The sequence below is a fragment of the Klebsiella sp. DY2415 genome, from assembly GCF_026314315.1.
Classification (GTDB): Bacteria; Pseudomonadota; Gammaproteobacteria; order Enterobacterales; family Enterobacteriaceae; genus Klebsiella; species Klebsiella ornithinolytica.
On sequence record NZ_CP111115.1, the window covers coordinates 4104329 to 4123401 of the forward strand.

The window sequence follows — 19073 nt, forward strand, 5'->3', positions numbered from 1 at the left end:
CGTTACTCCTTAATCGCCATCGCCGTGCGCAGGCGGTCGGCGAGGATGTTGAACGAAATGGAGGTGATAAAAATCATCAGTCCCGGCAGGGCCGCCACCCACGGCTGGGTGTAGATGGCCGTGCGCAGGGTATTGAGCATCAATCCCCATTCCGGCTCCGGCGGCCGCACGCCCAGGCCAAGAAAAGAGAGGCCGGAGGCGAGGATCATGCACACCGAAATCAGGCCGGTGGAGAAGACAAAAATCGGGCCCAGCACGTTGCCGAGGACCTGGACGCGAATAATGGTAAAGGCGCTGGCCCCGGTAGCGCGGGCGGCCTCGATATAGTCCATATGGCGGACCTGGGCGGTAACGCTTTCCGCAATCCGCGCCACCTGCGGCACGAACACCAGCGTCAACGACAGCAGCGCATTGCCAATGCCCGCCCCCAGAGCGCCGGAGAGCGCAATCGCCAGCAGCACCGAAGGGAAAGCGTAAAACACGTCGACGGTACGCATAATCAGGGTATTGGTTTTACCGCCCGCATAGCCGGCGATAATGCCGATGGCGCCGCCGATGAAAAAGGCGAACACCACCGGAACAATGCCCATAAACAGCGACAGCCGGGCGCCGAGAATCAGGCGCGACAGCATATCGCGGCCCAGTTCATCAGAACCCAGAACAAAACCGTCGCTGCCGATAGGTTTAAGGCGTAAAAACATCGAAGTCTGATAAGGGTCTTTCACTATCAGCCACGGGCCAAACAGCGCCAGCGCCAGCAGCAGCAAAATGAGGGTGCCGACGATCAGGCCGCCGGGATCGCGCAGCAGGCGGCGAAACACGCCGCGCCAGTAGCCCTGCCGGACAGCCACAACCGGAGAAGCCGGCGCCATTTTTGTCGTCGCGGTATCCACCATAGTCAGCTCCTCTTAATTCGCGGATCGAGGGTGGTTTGCAGGATATCCACCAGCAGATTGAGCAGCACAAAGAACAGCGCCAGCACCCAGATAGTTCCCTGCAGCAACGGCAGGTCGCGCTGGAAAATCGCCGTATTCAGCAGCAGGCCGGTCCCCGGCCAGGAGAAGACCGTTTCAACGAGAATCGATCCGCCCATCAAATACCCCACCTGCAGCCCCATCACCGCCAGCGCGGTCGGCGCGGCGTTTTTCACTACGTGGAGGAAGATGCGCGATTCGTTCAGCCCGCGGGCGCGCAGGCCGACGATAAACTCCTGGCTAAGAATATCCGCCACCTGCGAACGCACGGTGCGGGCGATAATCCCGGTCGGGATCACCGACAGCGTAATCGCCGGCAGCAGCATGAACTGCAGATGCTCCCGGTCCCACTGCCAGCCAATCTCGCCAATCGGTCCGCCGCCGGTGGCCGGCAGCAGGGAAAATTTGACGCTAAAGACGATGACCAGCAGCATTCCCAGCCAGTAATGCGGCACGCTGACGCCGAAAACCGACAGCAGTGACGCCAGGCGGTCAACGATGCTGTTACGAAAGTAGCCGGCGACAAAACCAAACAGACTACCCAGCACAAAGCCGATAATGGTTGCCAGCAGCGCCAGACGCAGCGAATAGCTGACCGCCGTCAGCACTTCGCCAAGCACCGGTCGGCCCGTCGCCACCGACATGCCTAAGTCGCCATGCAGCGCCCGCCATAGCCAGTGCACGAACTGCAGCGGCAGCGGTTTATCAAAGCCATAGGCCTGCATTAATGTCTGGCGCAGCGCCTCGGAGGCATCCGGCGGCATCACCGAAACCAGCGGGTCACCCGGGGCAATCTGCACCAGCATAAAACAGATCAGCGCCACGCCGAGCATCGTCGGGATGGCCAGCAGAATGCGGTATAGCAGCGTATTGATCATCTGTTCCCCCTGTGCGGTTACTCTTTCTTACTCACCAGGCTGAGATCGATAAACCAGCTTTGCGGCTGGACCACCCCGGTCACCGCAGGTGAAATCGCGCGCGGCCCAACGTCATGGGCGACAAACAGGAACGGCACCTGGTCGACCAGCGCCGCATGCAGTTCACCGGCCGCTTTGTCCATCTCCGCCGGGGTAAAGGCGTGTTTTACCGCCGTCGCCAGTCTTTCCGTCTCCGGCGTTGCGAAATAGCCCCAGTTGGTGGCGACCGGTGGGAAGGCTTTGGCGGTCGAGAAACGGATCAGGCCGAAGTAGGGATCGTTCACCGCCGCGCTGACATTGATCGCATCGATCCCCTTCGCCGACGGATCTTTCGCCCCCAGCCGCCAGTTGGTAAACAGGGTGTTCCATTCCGTCACTTTAATATCGACATTGAAGAAGCAGCTTTTCAGGCTCTGCTGGATGTATTCATTCATCGGCAGCGGCTGCATCTGCCCGGAGCCGGAAGCGGAAGTCGCCACCGTGACGTGCAGCGGTTTCGCGGCGCTAAATCCGGCCTCGGTCATCAGCTTGCGGGCGCTGTCCGGGTCGTATTTGATCTGGAAAGTGGGTTGGCCGTGCCACGGACTGTCGGCTTCATAGACGCCGGTCGCTTCGGTCATGTAGCCGCCGAGATAGCTTTTGAGTTCGGCGCGGTTAAGGCACAGGTTGGCGGCTTTGCGCACGCGAATATCTTTCCACGGCGAGCCTTCTGCAAAGGAGAACTGCCACGGCCACAGGTGCGGCTGAGTGTTGGCGTAGATTTTAAAACCCTGAGCTTTAATCTGATCGACCGAATCCGGCGCCGGGGCTTCAATCCAGTCCACCTGTTTTGACAGCAGCGCGGCGGTACGGGCATTGGCCTCCGGCAGCGGGATCAGCACCACTTTATCGACCCGTGGAATACGCTCTTTATTCCAGTAATCCGGGTTTTTATCGAGAATCAGCTGCTGGCGCGGAACCAGTTTTTCCATTTTAAAGGGGCCGCTGCCCACCGCCTGAGCGGCAAACGCCGTCCACGCCTGCTTGCTGCGGGCCGCCGCATCGCCGATGCTGGCCGCTACCGCGTCATACTGCTTCTGCCAGGCCGTCGGCGAGACAATAAACAGGTTGGTGATGTTGTACGGCAGCAGCGCATCTGGCTCGGAGGTGGTCAGCGCAACCGTATATCGATCGATTTTTTCCGCCCCGCTGAGCGTCGGCATACGGGACAGCGTATTGCCAATCTGCCCCGGCGCATATTGCGGCGCGGTTTTGTTCAACACCTTATCGACGTTCCAGACGATGGCGTCGGCGTTCACCTCGCTGCCATCATGAAACTTCACCCCGGGACGCAGGGTAAAAATCCAGCGACGTTGATTCTGCGGGTCAACGTGCCACTCCGTCGCCAGGCCCGGAACCAGGCCGCTGGGCTTTTCGCCCTGTGAAAGATCCCACTCGACCAGCGCATCGTATAGCGGGATACCGGTGAAGCGGTTGCCTTCATATCCTTGATCGGGCTGCCCAAGCGTCAGGGGGATATCGGCGGCGGTCATGGCGATCCGCAGCGTGGAGGCACTGGACGGCAGGGAGGCAAAGAGCGCCAGCGCGCCGCTCACAGCAACGGCGAGATGACGTTTGCGCAAAAGTACGGTGTTATTTAGCATCACATTGTCCCTGTTAAATAAAAGTCGTTATTTAACAGGCAAGATGCATACCAGTTTATCCGGGCGAAAAATAAGTGTGAAAGCGCTTATAAAATAAGAGCAACCTATTATATCCGAATGATTTTAATTGAAAAAATAAACAACCCTTATCTTTACGCACCATCTGAGTGAAATAAGTTGCACAATTGCACCAGCCCGTTTATTGCCGCACGGGCAAAGCCGAATAATCACTTAACATCACTTTTATAAAATAAATTCATCATTTCCGCGCAGCGATCTGCCCGCGACGAACCCATCTATACTTCGTTTATCGCGCTAATCAGGGAGTCACCATGCCGCTACCCGACTTTCACCGCTCCGCCCCCTTCACCCTCGGGATTGAACTGGAGCTTCAGGTGGTCAATCCGCCAGGATACGACCTGAGCCAGGACTCCTCGCGGCTCATCGACGACGTGAAAAGCGGCCTGAGCGTCGGGGAGGCTAAACATGACATCACCGAAAGCATGCTGGAAATCGCCACCGGGATTTGTCGCGATATCCACCAGGCCGCGACGCAGCTGGGCACCATCCAGCAGGCGGTTTTACGCGCTGCCGCCCGCCACCATCTGCAAATCTGCGGCGGCGGCACCCACCCTTTCCAGACCTGGCAGCGCCAGCAAATCAGCGATAATCCGCGCTATCTGAAAACCGTGGAGCACTTCGGCTATCTGGCGCAGCAGGCCACGATATTCGGCCAGCACGTCCATGTTGGCTGCCAGAACGGCGATGATGCGCTTTATCTTTTACATGGCCTGTCGCGCTTCGTTCCGCATTGTATTGCGCTGAATGCGGCCTCGCCGTGGCTCGACGGCGCCGACAGCGGTTTTGCCTGTTCGCGTCTGAATCTGTTCGCCGCCTATCCTGACAACGGGCCGATGCCGTGGGTCAACAGCTGGCAGGAGTTTACCCGCTTATTCCGGCGCCTCAGCTATACCAGCATGATCGACAGTATGAAGGATCTGCACTGGGATATTCGCCCCAGCCCCCGTTTTGGCACCGTCGAAGTACGGGTGATGGATACCCCGCTCACTCTCGCGCAGGCGATCAATGTCGCCGGATTCATCCAGACCCTCGCCTGTTGGCTGCTGACGGAGAGGCCGTTTAAACATCATCCCGATGACTACCTGCTGTATCCGTTTAACCGCTACCAGGCCTGTCGCTACGGTCTGGAGGGCATCACTACCGATGTTCACAGCGGCGAACAGCGCCAGCTTCGCGAGGAGATTTTACAGCTGATCCCTCGTCTCATGCCCTACGCCGAGCGCCTCAATGCCGCCAGCGCTCTTGCAGCGATCGGGCGCCAGCTGCAGCAGGAGACGAGCGAAGCCCGGCAGATGCGCGAGTTTGTCGCCGCCGGCGGCTCGCTGATCGGTCTGGTGCAAAAGCATTGCGAAATCTGGGCGGCATAGTCCGGCAAAAAGGTATACTGCGGCCAATATTGCTTTCGCCGCCCCGCATTTTCCTGCGGCATACCTGGAACGTTCTCATGACTTTGCGCCTTCTGCCGCTGCTGCCAGCGCTGTTGCTTCCCCTCTCCGCGCTGGCCAGCGGGAAATGCACCCTCACCGACCCGTCGCTGACGCTACAAAGCTATACCGTCAATCCGCAGCGTGAGCGCATCGCGATGTACTGGAAAAAAGCGGATGGCGAGGCCTTCGGATCGCTGCGTGCGCTGCTGGCGGATATCAATCAGAGCGGACGCGTGCAGATGGCGATGAACGGCGGTATCTACGCGAAAAGCTACGCGCCGCTGGGGCTGTATATCGAAAAGGGCGTGCAGAAAGTTCCGCTGAATCGCGCTTCCGGCGGCGGCAACTTTTTTATCCGCCCCGGCGGCGTGTTTTATCTGCAAGGCGAACGGGCGAAAATCGTCAGTATCGACAAATTTAAGCCGACGCCGGGCATCGATTATGCCGTGCAGTCCGGCCCGATGCTGATTGAAAACGGCACAATAAACTGGCGTCTGAAGCCGTCTGCCGGCTCACGCAAGCTGCGCAATGGCGTCGGTATCACCCGGCAGGGCCAGGTGATTTTTATGCTCAGCGATCGCGAAACCAACTTCTACGATTTCGCCTGCTACGCGCAGTCAACGCTCAACGTGCGGCAGATGCTCTATCTCGACGGCACCATTTCAAAGATGTACCGGAAAGGCGGCAGCGTACCGTGGCAGTATCACCCGTTCGTCACCCTGATTACGGTGGAGAGCAAGCCGTCCCCGTAGCCGATTGGCTGTCCGTAGCACCACGCCAGCCGTGGCGGCGGCAACAGCAGCTCATCTCATTCTGAAACCACAAAACATGCGGCGATGCCCAGCTGTCCGCTGAAATCGGCGAACCGGAGGCCGGAGGACAAGGCTGGCCGACAGAAGCGCGCTTACATCCGCCGATGCCCCCATTCGCGCAGGCGCTGGAACAGCACGAACAGCGAGGGAATAAACACAATCCCGATCGCCGTCGCCACCAGCATGCCGCTGAACACCGTAGTGCCGATAATCCGCCGACTCTGCGCCCCGGCGCCGGTGGCGAGCATCATCGGCATAATACCGATGATAAAGGAGACGGCGGTCATCAGCACCGCCCGAAAACGCCGGGTGGCCCCCTCGCGGGCGGCATCCACCACCGACATCCCCTCTTCCCGTCTGGCCCGGGCAAACTCGACGATTAATATCGCGTTTTTCGCCGCCAGCGCGATTAACAACACCAGCCCTATCTGCACATACACATCGTTGGCATAGCCGGCTATCCACAGCCACAGCAGCGCTCCGCCGAGGGCAAACAGCACCGACAGCATCACGCTGGCCGGCAGCGTCCAGCTTTCATACTGGGCGACGAGGAACAACCACGCCATCGCCACCGCCGCCAGGACGATCCAGATGGCCTGGTTGCCGGTCTGCTGCTCCTGCCAGGAGATGCCGCTCCACGCGTAATCATACCCCTGCGGCAAATTCGACAGCAGAATTTGCTCCATCACCGCCATCGCCGTGCGGCTGCTGACGCCCTGTGCCGCAGAGCCGCTCACCGACACCGACGGGAACTGGTTGTACTGCTGAATGAACGGCGCGCCGACGGTGGGGGTGACGGTCACCAGATTGCTCAGCCGAATCCGCTCGCCGTGATGATTTCGTACGTACAGCTCGCCGATTTGCTCCGCCCGCTCGCGCCACTGCATCTCGTTTTGCACCACCACCGGATAGACACGATTGTTGATGCTGAAATCCCCGGCGCGCGTCCCGCCAAACGCCGTTTGCAGACTATTGAAGATTCGCGATACCGGCACATCCAGCCGCGCCGCCTGGTCGCGGTCGACGTTGAGCGTCAGCTGCGGCACGTTGCTACTCCAGGTGGTAAACACCTGGCTCAGCTGCGGATGCTGGTTCGCCATCCTTAGCACCTGCTGCGTTACCTGCTCCAGCTCTGCCGTCGATTGCCCGGCCTGTGCCAGAATGCGTAAATTGAACCCGGACGCATTGCCCAGGCCCGGCAACGTGGGCGGCGCAAAGGCCATAATGGTCGCCTCCGGCAGGCCCATCAGCTGTCCCTGCAATTTGCCCATCACCTCATTCAGCGGCGGCCGCTGATGCCACTCCTTCAGCATCACCGAGATAAAACCGCCGTTGGAGGCGCTGGTTCCGTTGAGAATATTAAACCCGGACACCTGAATCACATCCTCAACCGCCGGATTGGCCAGCAGCAGCTCGCGCGCCTGAGCCATCACCGCTTCGGTACGCTCCAGCGACGCGGCTTCCGGCAGCTGTACGCTGGCGAAGAAATAGCCCTGATCCTCCTGCGGCAGAAAACCTTTCGGCATCTGGCTAAAGCTGAAGGCCACCAGAGCGGCGGCGGCGATCGTCGCCACCAGCGCCAGCCACAGACGACGGTTCATCCACCCGACCAGCGCCCCGTAGCCGTCACGCACCGTCGCCAGAGCGCGGTTAAAAGCCCGCCAGATGGCAGCAGGCTGCGCGGGACGCGGACGCAGCAACAGCGCGCACAGCGCCGGCGTCAGGGTGAGCGCGACGATGCTCGACACCGTCACCGCCGTCGACAGAGTGACGGCAAACTGGCGATACAGCTCACCGACAATCCCCGGCAGGAGCGCCACCGGAACAAACACCGCCAGCAGTACCAGCGTTGTGGCGATCACCGGCCCGGCGATTTGCCGTAGCGCCAGCGCGGTCGCCTCCGCACGCCCCACGCCTTCGGCGAGATGGGTTTCTACGCTCTCCACCACCACGATGGCATCATCGACCACCATGGTCAGGGCGAGAATAATGGCGAATAGGCTCAGCGTATTGGCGCTATAGCCCAGCAGATAAAGCACGGCAAAGCTGCCGATCAGCGACACCGGGATCGCCAGGGTGACAATCAGCGTGGCCCGCCAGCTTTGCAGAAACAGCGATACCACCAGCACCACCGCCAACAGGGTCAGCACCAGCGAGACGCCAATCTCTTTAATCGTCGCCGCGACAAAGCGCGTCGTATCGAACTTCACCTCCCAGGTCAGATCCGCCGGAAAGCGGCTGTGCAGGCGGGTCAGTTCGGCGCGCACCGCGTCGGCGACCTGCAGGGCGTTGGCGGTTGGCGTCGGATAGATACCGAGATAGGCGGAGTCTTTGCCGTTCAGCTGCGCGCCGGAACTGTAGCTGCGCGCCCCCAGTTCAATGGTGGCCACTTCGGCGAGGCGAACCAGCTGACCGTGTTCCCCGCTGCGGATCGCTATCTGGCTGAAGCTTTCCGCATCGCTCAGGCGGCCGATGCCGTTGATGGTCAGCGTCTGCTGCTGACCGTTGAACACCGGCGGCGTGCCTACCTGCCCCGCCGCCCCCTGCACATTCTGCTCCCGCAGCGCCTGGGCAATATCGTCGGTCGTCACATTCAGCGCGTTCATGCGATCGGGGCGCAGCCAGACGCGCATGCTGTAATCACGGGCGCCGAACATTTGCACTTCGCCGACGCCCGGTAGACGGGCCAGCGCCTCGCGCACCTGGGTGCTGGCGTAGTTGCTGACGAACAACGGAGAGAGCGTCTCCAGCGGCGAGTACAGGCTGACGCCCATCAGCAGGTTGCTCGCCCGCTTGCGCACCTGCACGCCGTTCTGCTGCGCATCGACAGGGAGTTGCGCCACCGCCTGCGACACCCTGTTTTGCACGTCAATCGCCGCCAGATCGGCATCGGTTCCGGCCGCAAAGGTCAGGCTCAGGCTGTAGGTGCCGTCATCGGAACTGGTGGACTCCATATACAACATATGGTCAACGCCGTTGAGCTGGGTCTCCAACGGCGCGGCGATTGCCTCGGCGACGTCCGCCGCGCTGGCGCCCGGCCAGCTGGCGCTGACGTTGACCACCGGTGGCGTAATCTGCGGATATTGTTCCACCGGAATCAGCTTCAGTGCTACCGCGCCGATAAAGGTCAGCAGCAGCGCAATCACCATCGCAAAACGCGGGCGACGAATAAAAAACGTCAGCATCCCTTCTCCTTTCCTTATTTCAGCAGCTGAACGGCGGCGCCGTCACGCAGACGCTGGGCGCCGTCCGTCACCACGCGCTCGCCCGCTTGCAGACCGTCCGCCACGACAAACTGCTGCCCCTGCTGGCCGCCCGATGTCAAACGGCGCAGCGCAACGGTGTTATGGTCCGTCACCACCCAGCTATAAAACCCCTGCGCATCCTGCTGGACGGCGGCAACCGGGATCATCAGACTCTCCTGCGCCTGTCGCGGGCGAAGAATGACCGGCACGTTGCCGCCCGGCAGCAGGCGATGCTGCGGATTGGCGAATTCGGCGCGCAGCACGACGCTGGCGGTGCGGGTATCAATCCGGTTATCGACCGAGGTCAACACCCCATCTTCCCGCCTGCCGTCGGGTTCAATCTGCGCCAGCCACGCCTGCTTCAGCGCGCCGATATCGGCATGCTGCCCGGCTTTACTGTAAAAGGCGGCTTCATCTAAGGCGAAAGAGACGCGAATCGGGTCGAGCTGGACGATATCCACCAGCATGCCGCTGGTCGGCCCCACCAGGCTGCCGACATGAAAACGACTGTGGCCAATACGCCCGCTGACCGGCGAGTCGATGCGCGTATAATCCAGCGTAATTTGCTGCGTGGTGACGCGCGCCTTCGCCTGTTCCACGGCGGCGGCGGCGACATCGCGCTGCATCCGGGCGTTATCGACATCGTTGCGGCTGATGGAGTGATTGTTTTTCAGCTGTTGATAGCAGGTCAGCAGCTGCTGGGCCTGACGCAGCGAAGCCTGCGCGCTTTTCAGCTCGGCCCCGGCCAGCGCCAGCGCAGCCCGAGGTTGGGCATCATCGAGGGTGAACAGCCGATCGCCTTCCCTGACGTACTGCCCGTCCTGGAAGTGGCGCTGCACAATGGTCCCCTCCGTGCGTGCGCGGATCTCCACGTCATGAATCGCTTCAATGCGGCCGGGAAGCGGACGTTCAGCCACATGCGGCAGCAGTTGAACGACGGTCGCGCGAACCGGGATGGCGGGCGCGGCGGTGGCCGTCAGGGCGTAACCGGCCAGGCCAAGGGTCAGGCAGACCAGGCGCAAAATATTTCTCATCGGGATTCCTTGCTGGCGATGCGGCGTCCCTCCCCTGAGCGGAGAGGGGCGCCGGGCGGATCAGGCGGTTTTACGTAACGGGCGGGTCAGACGCTTCTCGACTTCCACCACCAGGAACATCACGATGGCAATCGCCAGGGTGATAAACCAGTAGCGCAGCGGCAGCGACTCGGTGCCAAACATCGTCTGCATAAACGGCAGGTAGATAATCGCCAGCTGCAGGAGCAGCAGCACGCCGCTGACCAGCCAGATGCCTTTGTTGCGCAGCAGGCCAGTATTTAATGAGAAGCCCTCGCTGCGACGGCAGTTAATCATGTACACCCACTGCGCGGTCACCAGCATCTGTAACAGCACGGTGCGGATAAACTCGGCGCTATGGCCGCGCGGCGCCAGCCAGGCCTCAAGAATAAAGGCGGCGACGGCAATCATGGTTCCGACGAAGGCGACGCGCCAGATGGCATAACCATCCATGACGTGCTGGCCGGTTTTCCGCGGTGGGCGGTTCATGACGTTGCGCTCCGCGGCTTCGAAAGCGAGACCGAAAGAGAGCGTGGCGGAGGTCGCCATGTTCATCCACAGAATCAACACCGGCGTCAGCGGAATAATGTTCCCCGCTAACAGGGCAATGATAATCAGCAGCCCCTGCGCCAGGTTGGTGGGCATAATAAACAGAATCGTTTTCTTCAGGTTGTCGTAGACGCGACGCCCCTCTTTCACCGAACTGGCAATGGTGGCGAAGTTGTCGTCCGTCAGCACCATGTCGGCCGCCTCTTTGGTGACTTCAGTGCCTTTGATCCCCATCGCAATGCCGACGTCGGCCTGGCGGAGCGCCGGCGCATCGTTCACCCCGTCACCGGTCATGCCGACGACTTCACCGGTATCCTGCAGCGCTTTGACCAGGCGCAGCTTATGCTCCGGACTGGTACGAGCAAAAATGTCGTACTCCACGGCGGCTTTCGCCAGTTCGCCATCGTCCATGTGCTCCAGCTGATAGCCGGTCATCGCCTGATGGCTGTTGGTGATCCCCAGCATCTGGCCGATGCTCATTGCCGTCTGCGGGTGATCGCCGGTGATCATTTTCACGCGGATCCCTGCGGTCTGGCAGGCGTGAATCGCCTCTATGGCCTCCGAACGTGGCGGATCCATCATTCCGGCGATGCCGAGGAACACCAGCCCCTCACGCAGATCGTCGTGGGTCAGCGTCGTGCTGCCGGCGCGCGCCGGTTTACAGGCGGCGGCAACCATGCGCAGCCCCTGGCTGGCGAAGCGAGAGATCTCATCCTCCCAGTACTGGCGCTCGAACGGAACCGTCCCCTGCTTTGTCATCTGCTCGCGGCACATCGCGAAAATCACATCCGGCGCGCCGGTGATCAACACACGCTCAGCGGTGTCGATTCTCTGCTGCGTCGCCATGTACTTATACTGTGAATCAAACGGAATTTTGGCAATCAGCTGCGTCTCAACCGGCGGCAGCTTTGCCTTCGCCGCCAGCACTTTTAACGCCCCTTCGGTCGGCCCGCCGGTGATGCCCCACAGGCCGCGCGCGTCCTGTACCAGCTGGCTGTCGTTGCACAGGTCAATGGTACGCAGATACGTTTCCAGTACGCTTCCGGCATGAATTTGTACCGGCTCATCGCTGCCTTCCAGATAGATGTTGCCCTGCGGCTCATAGCTGTCACCCTCAACCCGGTAGCAGCAGTCGGCGGTGATAATCGCTTTGACCGTCATTTCGTTCATGGTCAGCGTACCGGTTTTATCCGAACAGACGACGGTCATCGCCCCCAGCGTTTCTACCGTCGGGAGCTTGCGAATAATGGCGTGTTTGCGCGCCATCGCCTGCACGCCGAGGGAGAGGATGATCGAGATAATCGCCGGTAGTCCTTCCGGGACCGCCGCTACGGCCAGGCTAATCAGGGAGAGCAGCAGTTCCCCCATGGGGATATCACGCAGGGCCAGGCTGAAGACAAACAGCGCCGCCATCATGGCGAGGATAATGACGAAAATCGCTTTACCCAGCTTATCCATCTGCACCAGCAGCGGCGTGCGATGCTTCTCGATACCGGCCATCATCTGGTTGATATGCCCAAGCTCCGTATCCTGCCCGGTCGCCGTCACGACGCCGACGCCACCGCCGGCGCTGATGGTGGTACCGGAAAACACCATGTTGGTCCGGTCGCCCAGCGGCAGTTCGCCTTGCAGCGCATCGGTGATTTTATCCACCACCGTTGATTCGCCGGTCAGGATCGCCTCTTCCACACGCAGGTTGTGAGTTTCGATCAGGCGCATATCCGCCGGAACGCGGTCGCCCGCCCGCAGAATAACGATATCACCCGGCACCAGATCGCGGGTGGGCAAGGTTTCGTGTTTACCGTTGCGCTGCACCCGGGCATTGCTGGAGAGCATGTTGCGGATCCCTTGCAGGGATTTCTCGGCGTTGCTCTCCTGCACGTGACCGATCAGGGCGTTGATGACCGTGACGCCCAGGATCACCAGGGTATCCACCCAGTGTCCCATCACCGCCGTCAGCGCCGCCGCCGCCAGCAGGACGAAAATCAGCACGTCGTTAAAGTGGGCCAGGAAACGCAGCCAGGCCGGCTTGCTTTTCTTTTCCGGCAGCGCGTTAGGGCCAAAGGAGGCCAGGCGTTCTGCGGCCTCGGCGGAATGCAATCCCTCGGCGCGACTGTGGTTCTGCGCCAGTACCTGTTCAACGGTCTGCCGGTAGGCTGGCTGTGCCGCAGTATCTCCCGCAGGAGGCGAATTATGGGGGGGATGGATTCTGGTCAAATTAAATTTTCCTTATAAATTCCGTTATTCGGAAAGCCTGAAATCATTTCTGGCCAATGAATGAATATGATTTTATATAGCGAGATGAAAATTGATCCAGGACAATTAACGGCCCTCGCAAAATTTAAAATCTGTGATAAGTTAATTCCTCAAACAACTATTACAGAATATTAATAAACATATATTAAACGAGGTTCATTATGTCAGGAATCTACCGCGGACGCCGCCTGGTGCTGTACATCCTGCTGGCTATCAGTATTGCCACGCTGGTGGGATATAGTACCTATACTTTTGTAAAGTACACTCTTTAATAATGACGTTAATTGACATTAAGATGCTATTAATTTAATTACAAATAACGCCAACAATATTAACAGAAGGAATAAAAGTCCTGATATTAGCGCTACGTATAATGGCGTAAAATAATCACTCAGGAAAGGATATTGCGTTAAATGTCATTATACCTGACAATATGTTTTTTAACTGATGATTAACAAGTAATGAAACATCCGCTCGAAACGCTGATCGCCGCCGCAGGCATTTTATTGTTGGCCCTGATCTCTTGTTTACTGCTGCCAGCGCCATCCCTTGGGTTAACGCTGGCGCAAAAACTGGTCGATACCTTCCATCTGATGGATCTCAACCAGTTTTATACCCTGCTCTTTTGCCTGTGGTTCTTAGCGCTGGGCACGGGAGAATATGTGGTGTTGCGTTGGGTCTGGCGCCGCTGGTTTTCCCTTGAGCGCTAACCCGGTAAAGTCACGCATTCCCGCCACCAGCGCCTCGCACCAGGCGGCATAATCATGGCCGCTTGATGAAGGATGGAAGCTGACGCGATAGCCTTTATCGCGTAGCGCCTGTTCAAAGGTAAGGGTATTGCTGTAGATCCCGCCATCGGCTCCCGAGGTCTCAAACCGGCCTGCCTGAAGCCAGAAACGTATCGGATAGCGCGGCGACTGCTGATACTGGCGCGTCAGCCAGCCGGCTTCCTCGCCTTTGGGCGCCCACCAGTAAGAGCCCGACAGACTGAGGACATTGGCAAACAGCCGCGGATAGCGCAGCGCGACCCACGATGCGGCCAGGCCGCCGTAGCTGGAGCCGGCGACAACGGTTTTTTGGCGAATGGCATCCAGCCCCTGTTGTCGCAGCCAGGGCAGCAGCTCATGGGCCATAAAATCGGCGAAGAAGGGGTTGGGCGGCAGCTCTTTCGCCCGGCGCGGGTGATCGAGACTATCAATAAACACCACGTTGATCGGCGGCAGCACATGGCTGGCGATCAGGCTGTCCAGCACGTTGGCGAAGCGGTATTCATCCTGATAGGTTTTGCCATCAAACAACATCAGCGTCCAGCGCGCGGGCTGCGGCAGGCGCGGACGGTAGATCATCACTTCCCGGGTATTATGCAAAAAATCGCTGCGCAGCTGATGGCGGGTCAAAGTGCCATAGCGCAACGGCTGCGCCCTACGCTGCGGCGTGCAGTAGCGCGCCGGATTGAGCGCCAGCAGCGAATAGCGGTTCCAGCGATCGCTGGCGCGGTTGACGCTGTTCGGATTCAGCGGATCGGCCTGAGCGCTGACCAGAATCGCCCGCCGCTGCTCGTGCCCGACGCCGTCGACCTGCGGGACATCCGGCGCCAGCTTATATTGCATCAGGGTATCTGCCGGTACCACGTAGCTGCGAAACCAGACATCGGAATGACCAAGCCGAAACAGCGGATCGTGATCGCCCGCCGGGGATCCCAGCAGGAAGACGTTTTTTCTCGCCCCGCGCCACAGGAAGGTGACGCGCTTGTGTCCTGCATCCACCGGTTCCACCATCGGCGTCCCTTCCTGTTCGCGCTCCTGCCAGAAACGCGTCGTAGAGCCACCCGCCGCCAGCTCCTGCATCAGCTGCTGCAAACGGGGACTGACGGGATCCAGTGCCTGGGTTTTCGCCAGCGCGGTGGTCTCCTTCATCCGCCAGCGGAAATGCCAGCGGGTGCCTTCTTCGCCGTGGAGCACCAGCGCTGAAGCGCGGTTCACCGGCAGGGAGAACAACAGCGTTTGCTCGCCATCCGGCGGCCCTCCCGCCAGCAGCGTACGCAGCCGACGGTTATTTTCATCCAGCAGACGGGCATCCGTTACCCCGGAAATCGTCGCCGAAACGTAGTTTTCCCCTAACGTCGGCAGATCAAAACAGACTTCGCCGCTGGCATCGAATTTTCCCTGCAGCTCTCCCTGCCGCGAAGAAGATTCGCAGTTCATTGCCACCGCCGGTAGCGCACTCATGCCGATCAGCAGACCACCCCATGCCATTTTCATCGCCCGATTTATCCCTGTAAAAATTTGTTACTAACGCTAATGCAAATGGTAATGATTTGCAATAACATCAACTCCGCTCGTTCAGGCCATTAGATTTTTCTGATGGGGGAAAGGGATGATTATGGCAATTTCAACCAAGGACATAGCAAATAAAATGTTTAAATATAATAAGATAACTAAACTCTGGGTCACGGGTCTTGCCGTGGCGACACTCGCCGGGCAGGCGCTGGCGGAGGAGACCCTCGTGGTCACCGCGAGCAGTAATGAAGATCCCACCGCCCCGGTCAAAGGGATCGTGGCGACGAAAACGCTTTCCGCGACGAAAACCGCCGCCGGGCTGGTGAAAACCCCGCAGTCGGTCTCGGTCATCACCCGCGATCAGATGGCGGCGCTGGACGTGACGTCGGTGTCACAGGCTCTGCGCTATAGCGCCGGGGTGTTCACCGAGTATCGCGGATCGTCCAACCGCAATGACGAAGTCTTCGTCCGCGGCTTCAGCTATGTACCGAAGTATCTCGACGGCCTGAGCTATGGCGCCACCGCGTCGTCGCAAACCGGCACAATGGATCCGTGGCTGCTGGAGCGCGTCGAGCTGGTACGCGGCCCGGCCTCGGTGCTGTTTGGCCAGGTCAACCCCGGCGGGCTTATCAGCATGACCAGCAAGCGTCCCACCAGCCAGCCGGTGCATCAAATCCAGTTCCGTACCGGCAACGACAATCTGGCGGAAGGCGCCTTTGATGTCGGCGGGCCGTTAAGCGACGACGGCCACCTGCTCTATCGCCTCAACGGTATCGCCCGCAGCCAGAACAGCCAGGTCGAGGATTATAAAGAGACGCGCATCGCCATTGCGCCGGCGCTGACGTGGTATCCCAACGATGCGACGCGCTTCACGTTGCTGACCAGCTATCAAAAAGATCCCGACGCCGGTTATCGCAACTTCCTGCCGCGCTACGGCACCGTCAACAGCGTCGATGGCAGCTATATTCCGCGCGACTTTAACGTCAGCGACCCCGGCTACAATCAATCCTGGCGCGAGCAGACTCTCATCGGTTATGAATTTGAGCATCAGCTCAACGACATGCTGACCCTACGGCAGAACGCGCGCTATGGGACGATAAAGCAGAAATATCGCTATCTGGTCTATTCCAACAGCGCAGCCAACAGCTCCGTGCTCTCACGTCGCGCCCAGCATGAGGAGCGTCAAACCGATGAGTTCGGTATCGATAACCAGCTTGAGGCGCAGTTCACGACCGGTCAGCTGGCGCACACCGTTCTCGGCGGCCTGGACTACAAAACCAGCAAGGATAAGCAGTACCTCGGTCGCGCCGGCGGTTCACAGTACGATCTCGACTGGCGTGCCCCGGTCTATGGTGTGAAGGTCGATGAAAGCACCTTCCGTACCGCCAGCGATGAACAGCAGAATCTCGATCAGGTTGGCCTCTACCTGCAGGATCAGCTGAGCCTGGAAAACTGGGAGCTGCTGCTTTCCGGCCGCTATGACTGGGCGGAAGTGCGTACCACCGACTTTACCGACAGCAGTCGCACCCAGAAAAACGACAGCAAGTTTACCTGGCGTACCGGTCTGCTGTACGCCTTTGACTTTGGCCTGTCGCCCTATATCAGCTACAGCACCTCCTTCGAACCCAACCTGCAAACCAATCGTGCGCCGGGCGTCGCTCCGTTCGATCCCAGCGAAGGGAAACAGGTGGAAGTGGGTGTGAAATATCAGCCTACGCCGACGGCGTTGATGACTCTGGCGATGTACGACCTGACCCAAAGCAACGTTGCGACCTGGAACAGCGCGGCGGGATGGTATGAGAACAGCGGTAAGGTCCGCTCGAAGGGGGTGGAAGCCGAAGCGCACGCCACCTTCTTTGACAACCTCAACCTGATTGCTTCATACACCTGGACCGACGCGGAAACCGTGAATACCACCGTCGCCGGCACCGAAGGGAAAACCCCGGCGCGCATTCCGACCCATATGGCCTCGGCGTTCACCAGCTACACCCTGCCCAATGGCGCGCTAAAAAGCCTGACCGCTGGGGTTGGCGTGCGTTATATCGGCACCAGCTACGGCGATGCGAAAAACACCTTCAAGGTACCGGCGGTGGATCTGTATGACGCGATGGTCAGCTATGAGTTAGGCGAATTGAGCTCGAGCCTGAAAGGGGCGAAAGCGCAGTTCAACATCAACAATATCGCCGACACTAAATATGTTGCCTCGTGCGCCGGCGATAGCGCCTGTTTCTATGGCGTGGGTCGTACGGTGACGATGACGGTAAACTACGCCTGGTAGAAGCCCAAAATGCGTCCGCCGGTCTTTCCGGCGGACGCGCCTCAGTGGGCGCGATTGTGATTCTCTTTGCGGTAGGCACCCGGCGGCTGATGAAAGGTGCGGGTGAAAATGCGGGTAAACGTCTGCTGTGAATCAAAGCCGTATTTCAGGCAGATATCATAAACCCGCTGATCGGTGTCGCGCAGGTCGCGCGCCGCCAGCCGCAGTTTACGTTCGCGGATATAGCGCCCCAGACTCTCCCCTTTGTACTGCAAAAAGAGTCGTTGCAGATGCCATTTCGAATAACCAGAGTGACGCGCAATATCATCAATACGCAGCGGCTGATGCAAATTGTCATCAATCCACCCGACGATAGTCTCAATCACCTGAGCGGAAATAGTCATAAGTCCTCTCCTCTTTAATCAAACCCGTATTTATCGCCACCAGGTAGTAAATGATTGCGTCTTATCGGCAACCCAAACCGGCTCGCCAAGCATCGGCGTTAACAACCGCCACGGTCTTTGCTGACTGGCCGCAGCCAGCCGCTTATAAGGATCGTCCCAGCTGTGTTTCGCCAGCACAAAGCGCCCCGCATGCCCCGGGAGCACCGCGCGCGTGCGGAGATCGTCGGCGGCCTGAGCCGTCTCGTCAGGCATCATATGAATGTATTTCCAGTCCTGGTCGTACTGGCCGTTCTCCATAATCGCCAGATCCACGGCGCCAAACTGTTCGCCGATGGCTTTAAAGTGCGGGCCGTAACCGCTATCGCCGCTGTAGTAAATCTTCTGCTGCGGGGTGACGAACATAAAGCTGGCCCACAGCGTTTGATTGCGCTTCAGCCCACGACCGGAGAAATGACGGGCCGGCAGCACATGCACGGTCAGTTCGTCGCTGACCTGCACCGCCTGATGCCAGTCCGCTTCGCTGATAATGGCGCTCTCCATGCCCCAGTAGCGCAGATGCGATCCCACGCCGAGCGGCGTCACCACGCGCTTGATTTTTGGCATCAGCGCTTTGATGGTGGCGTAATCCAGATGGTCGTAGTGATCGTGCGAAATAATCAGCAGGTCTATCTCCGGCATACGCTCCGCACGCCACGGATAGTCACCCGGGAAAGCTTTATTAATAAATGAGAACGGTGCGGCATAGTCGCTGAAGACCGGGTCAATCAGGATGCGTTTCCCCGCCAGCTGCACATACCAGGAGGAGTGGCCGAGCCACACCATCGTATCCTGCCCGATCGGCAGGCTGGCGAGATCGGTATTGACCAGCGGCAGCGGCTGCGCGGGACGGGCATTTTCGCGTTTAGTCACCAGAAACTCCCACCAGGCGGCCAGCATATTTTTCTGCCCGGTGAAGCCCGGCGTGGGGAGCTGATTATGAAACTGGCCATCGCGATAGTGTGGCGACTGTTCCACCAGACTGAGCTGCGCGCCCTGCGGCGCCCGGCCAAACCCGGCATTTAAGACAAACGGCAAAGCTGTTGCTGAGGCTAATAACATAATGGCGACCACGCTGAAAGTGACACGGTTCATAACCTGACCAGATGAAACTCCCTATTATGAGAGTTTAGTGATATAA

Annotated in this window: 13 protein-coding genes; 4 read left to right on the top strand and 9 right to left on the bottom strand. The window is 59.4% G+C overall.

Annotated features, from left to right (window positions below; genetic code table 11):
* Window positions 1-2 precede the first annotated feature (2 nt).
* Genes OQV00_RS19555 through OQV00_RS19565 form a run of 3 tightly spaced genes read right to left on the bottom strand, consistent with a single transcriptional unit; the run spans window position 3 to window position 3534 of the window.
* The gene (locus tag OQV00_RS19555; protein ID WP_004859224.1) at window positions 3-896 is read right to left on the bottom strand and encodes an ABC transporter permease; all 894 of its coding nucleotides are present in this window, start codon (window positions 894-896) and stop codon (window positions 3-5) included.
* Between the two features lie 2 nt (window positions 897-898).
* On the bottom strand, window positions 899-1852 hold the full coding sequence (locus OQV00_RS19560) for an ABC transporter permease (RefSeq protein ID WP_004859222.1): 954 nt from the start codon (window positions 1850-1852) through the stop codon (window positions 899-901).
* A gap of 17 nt (window positions 1853-1869) precedes the next feature.
* The gene (locus OQV00_RS19565; RefSeq protein WP_004859220.1) at window positions 1870-3534 is read right to left on the bottom strand and encodes an ABC transporter substrate-binding protein; all 1665 of its coding nucleotides are present in this window, start codon (window positions 3532-3534) and stop codon (window positions 1870-1872) included.
* A gap of 332 nt (window positions 3535-3866) precedes the next feature.
* Here OQV00_RS19565 and OQV00_RS19570 point away from each other — a divergent pair, with 332 nt between their 5' ends.
* Together OQV00_RS19570 and OQV00_RS19575 are read left to right on the top strand one after the other, a co-directional pair.
* A complete protein-coding gene (locus tag OQV00_RS19570; RefSeq protein ID WP_004859217.1) occupies window positions 3867-4982 on the top strand; it encodes a YbdK family carboxylate-amine ligase in 1116 nt (371 codons plus the stop codon).
* An 83-nt stretch (window positions 4983-5065) separates the two neighbouring features.
* Window positions 5066-5794, top strand: a complete 729-nt coding sequence (locus tag OQV00_RS19575) for a phosphodiester glycosidase family protein (RefSeq protein ID WP_369974017.1) — start codon at window positions 5066-5068, stop codon at window positions 5792-5794.
* Between the two features lie 152 nt (window positions 5795-5946).
* Here OQV00_RS19575 and OQV00_RS19580 read toward each other — a convergent pair whose 3' ends face one another.
* From OQV00_RS19580 to OQV00_RS19590, 3 genes are read right to left on the bottom strand one after another with little or no spacing between them, the layout of a single operon-like run.
* Window positions 5947-9039, bottom strand: a complete 3093-nt coding sequence (locus tag OQV00_RS19580; RefSeq protein WP_004859212.1) for an efflux RND transporter permease subunit — start codon at window positions 9037-9039, stop codon at window positions 5947-5949.
* Window positions 9040-9053: 14 nt separating this feature from the next.
* Complete coding sequence (locus OQV00_RS19585) at window positions 9054-10133, bottom strand: efflux RND transporter periplasmic adaptor subunit (RefSeq protein ID WP_266279273.1); 1080 nt, start codon at window positions 10131-10133, stop codon at window positions 9054-9056.
* 60 nt (window positions 10134-10193) lie between these two features.
* On the bottom strand, window positions 10194-12917 hold the full coding sequence (locus tag OQV00_RS19590) for a cation-transporting P-type ATPase (RefSeq protein ID WP_099842906.1): 2724 nt from the start codon (window positions 12915-12917) through the stop codon (window positions 10194-10196).
* Between the two features lie 500 nt (window positions 12918-13417).
* On the opposite strand from OQV00_RS19590, the gene OQV00_RS19595 reads away from it, so the two are divergent.
* Window positions 13418-13666 (top strand): DUF1158 domain-containing protein, encoded by a 249-nt coding sequence (locus OQV00_RS19595; RefSeq protein WP_004859198.1) that lies wholly within the window; start codon window positions 13418-13420, stop codon window positions 13664-13666.
* Here the strand turns inward: OQV00_RS19595 and OQV00_RS19600 are convergent.
* A complete protein-coding gene (locus OQV00_RS19600; RefSeq protein ID WP_004859195.1) occupies window positions 13595-15217 on the bottom strand; it encodes an alpha/beta hydrolase-fold protein in 1623 nt (540 codons plus the stop codon). The two genes, OQV00_RS19595 and OQV00_RS19600, sit on opposite strands and share 72 nt — an antisense overlap.
* Window positions 15218-15371: 154 nt before the next feature.
* Between OQV00_RS19600 and OQV00_RS19605 the strand changes: the two genes are divergently transcribed.
* Window positions 15372-17513 carry a TonB-dependent siderophore receptor gene (locus OQV00_RS19605; RefSeq protein WP_032717170.1) on the top strand — a complete coding sequence of 714 codons (2142 nt, stop codon included), beginning with the start codon at window positions 15372-15374 and terminating at the stop codon, window positions 17511-17513.
* Window positions 17514-17554: 41 nt separating this feature from the next.
* On the opposite strand, the gene OQV00_RS19610 is transcribed toward OQV00_RS19605, so the two are convergent.
* Both OQV00_RS19610 and OQV00_RS19615 read right to left on the bottom strand, forming a co-directional pair.
* Window positions 17555-17896, bottom strand: a complete 342-nt coding sequence (locus OQV00_RS19610) for a RamA family antibiotic efflux transcriptional regulator (protein WP_004859189.1) — start codon at window positions 17894-17896, stop codon at window positions 17555-17557.
* A gap of 30 nt (window positions 17897-17926) precedes the next feature.
* Complete coding sequence (locus OQV00_RS19615; RefSeq protein WP_048022970.1) at window positions 17927-19027, bottom strand: MBL fold metallo-hydrolase; 1101 nt, start codon at window positions 19025-19027, stop codon at window positions 17927-17929.
* Between the last annotated feature and the right edge of the window lie 46 nt (window positions 19028-19073).

Excerpts from the sequence above, each read along its gene's own strand:
- OQV00_RS19570 (WP_004859217.1), top strand. The coding sequence starts at position 3,867 with ATGCCGCTACCCGACTTTCACCGCTCCGCCCCCTTCACCCTCGGGATT.
- OQV00_RS19605 (WP_032717170.1), top strand. The coding sequence starts at position 15,372 with ATGTTTAAATATAATAAGATAACTAAACTCTGGGTCACGGGTCTTGCC.
- OQV00_RS19580 (WP_004859212.1), bottom strand. The coding sequence starts at position 9,039 with ATGCTGACGTTTTTTATTCGTCGCCCGCGTTTTGCGATGGTGATTGCG.
- OQV00_RS19600 (WP_004859195.1), bottom strand. The coding sequence starts at position 15,217 with ATGAAAATGGCATGGGGTGGTCTGCTGATCGGCATGAGTGCGCTACCG.
- OQV00_RS19585 (WP_266279273.1), bottom strand. The coding sequence starts at position 10,133 with ATGAGAAATATTTTGCGCCTGGTCTGCCTGACCCTTGGCCTGGCCGGT.
- OQV00_RS19610 (WP_004859189.1), bottom strand. The coding sequence starts at position 17,896 with ATGACTATTTCCGCTCAGGTGATTGAGACTATCGTCGGGTGGATTGAT.
- OQV00_RS19560 (WP_004859222.1), bottom strand. The coding sequence starts at position 1,852 with ATGATCAATACGCTGCTATACCGCATTCTGCTGGCCATCCCGACGATG.
- OQV00_RS19595 (WP_004859198.1), top strand. The coding sequence starts at position 13,418 with ATGAAACATCCGCTCGAAACGCTGATCGCCGCCGCAGGCATTTTATTG.
- OQV00_RS19555 (WP_004859224.1), bottom strand. The coding sequence starts at position 896 with ATGGTGGATACCGCGACGACAAAAATGGCGCCGGCTTCTCCGGTTGTG.
- OQV00_RS19615 (WP_048022970.1), bottom strand. The coding sequence starts at position 19,027 with ATGAACCGTGTCACTTTCAGCGTGGTCGCCATTATGTTATTAGCCTCA.
- OQV00_RS19565 (WP_004859220.1), bottom strand. The coding sequence starts at position 3,534 with ATGCTAAATAACACCGTACTTTTGCGCAAACGTCATCTCGCCGTTGCT.